The 1,994-nt window shown below is 57.0% G+C and carries 1 protein-coding gene; it reads left to right on the forward strand.

Annotated elements, in window-relative coordinates; genetic code table 11:
• Positions 1-1,182: 1,182 nt before the first annotated feature.
• On the forward strand, positions 1,183-1,994 hold an 812-nt coding region (locus WAW39_RS00070; RefSeq protein ID WP_422314487.1), incomplete at its 3' end, for a DUF58 domain-containing protein.

Consider the following 1,994-nt stretch of genomic DNA (forward strand, 5'->3'; position numbering starts at 1 on the left):
GGGGTGACGGTGGAGAAGGTGATTGGGAAGCTGCTGGAGCACGTGAAGGTCTAGGCAAAAGGAATGACACATGAGTAGGCCCGAATGACGATACCTTACGCAATCCCATGACTACTATGAAGAGCACTCAGTTAAGGTTGGTCATCGAAGGATGGGGTGGGGTTGGAGCGACGTTTGATCGCGGAGCGAACGCGTGGCGGGGCTCTTTGCAGACGCTGCTGGTGGACGCTTTGTGCGGCGGGGTGCTGGGTTTGCTTCCCGGACTTGTGCGAATATACCCAGGGTCGCCTCGCTTAGGCTCGGCTGACCCTGGGCTGTATTCCGCAGCCCCGTTGGGGCTGGTGTGTGGCGGAGTAGAGTGGAGGAAGGTGACGCTGCCGGTGCTACGGCAGAGCATTCTTGTGGACTGCAAGGCGGAAGCTGAGGGCTTGACGGTGGAGGACGCGATTGGGAGGTTGTTAAAGATGGTGAAGGGCGAAACGAGACGCTTTAAATGAACCATTCCCACAAACTCCCATACGTTCCCAATTTACTGGCAAAGGTGTGTCTGGGACTCTCCATTTTCAACTGGCTTGGACTTCAGGTCAGTTCAGTCAGGATTCATCCATGGGACTATAGCCGAAATTATTTGATCTCGTTCATTCTAAGCGCCGTTGCATGGGGTGCCTCTTCAAAAACAACATCCATTCTTGGATTGATTGGTTTTGGCGTATTTGGGTTCTTGATGATTCAAAAATATTTGGTGCTCGCTGGCCTGCCTGATTATTGAAATAATACCGCTGTGAATCCTTTCCCAACATCATCGCGCAACTCGCAGGCATTTTTCGCTGATCCTGCCGCGCTGATGCGCATCATGTCCTGTGAGCGGCAGGCGGAGATTAATTGGGGCACCTTTTCATCGCGGAGGCAATGTGTGGCGGCGCGTATTGCAGACGCTGCTGGTGGACGCTGTATGCGGCGGAGTGCTGGGTTTGCTTCCCGGTCTTGTAAGGCTGACCCAGGGGAGCGCTCGCTAAAGCTCGGCACCCCTGGGCTATATTACGCAGCTCCGTTGGAGCTGGTGTGTGGCGGGGCGGAGTGGCGGAAGATGGCGTCAGCCGGACAGGGAAGTTCAAGGCGCAACGAAGGATGCGTGGAGAGGTTTCAGAGCGTGCGAAACGTTGCCTTAACGGAGTGCCATTCATGACTACTGCCACCACATTTCTAAATCCTGCCGCGCTGATGCGGATCAAGTCGCTTGAGCTGCGGGCGAAGGTGGTGGTGGAGGGGCTTTGGAAGGGGATGCACCGGAGTCCGTATCATGGGTTCTCGGTGGAGTTCTCGGAGTATCGGGCTTACGTGCAGGGGGATGATCCGCGGTACATTGACTGGAAGGTGCTGGCGCGGAGTGACCGGACGTACATCAAGAAGTTTGAGGATGAGACGAACCTGCGGTGTCAGCTGGTGATTGATCACAGCAAGTCGATGACGTTTGGCTCGTTGGGATATACGAAGGCGGATTATGCGGCGACGCTGGCTGCGACGCTGGCGTCGTTTTTGATGAAGCAGGGGGATGCGGCGGGGCTGACGACTTTTGCGGAGGGGATTGAGGAGCATCTGCCGCCGCGCAATCGGCCGGGGCATCTGCGACGGATCATCACGGAGCTGGAGAGGCCGGCGAAGGCAGCGGGGACGTCGCTGGCGCTGTCGGTGGGGCAGCTGGCGGATCTGCTGCGGAAGCGTGGGATGATTTGTTTGATCACGGATTTGCTGGCGCCGGTGGAGCATCTGGAGAAGCAGCTGGCGCTGCTGAGTGCGATGGGGCATGACCTGGTGCTGTTTCATCTCATGGATCGTGCGGAGATTGATTTCACCTTTGAAAAGTCGGCGCACTTCCGGGATGCTGAGACTGGGGCGGAGCGGTTCATTGATCCGCAGCTGGTGCGGGAGAATTACCTGAAGCGGCTGCAGGCACATCGTGATACGATCCAGATGGCGGCGGATCGCCATAATGT

Origin of the sequence: Prosthecobacter sp. (assembly GCF_049294395.1) — a bacterium.
Lineage (GTDB): Bacteria > Verrucomicrobiota > Verrucomicrobiia > Verrucomicrobiales > Verrucomicrobiaceae > Prosthecobacter.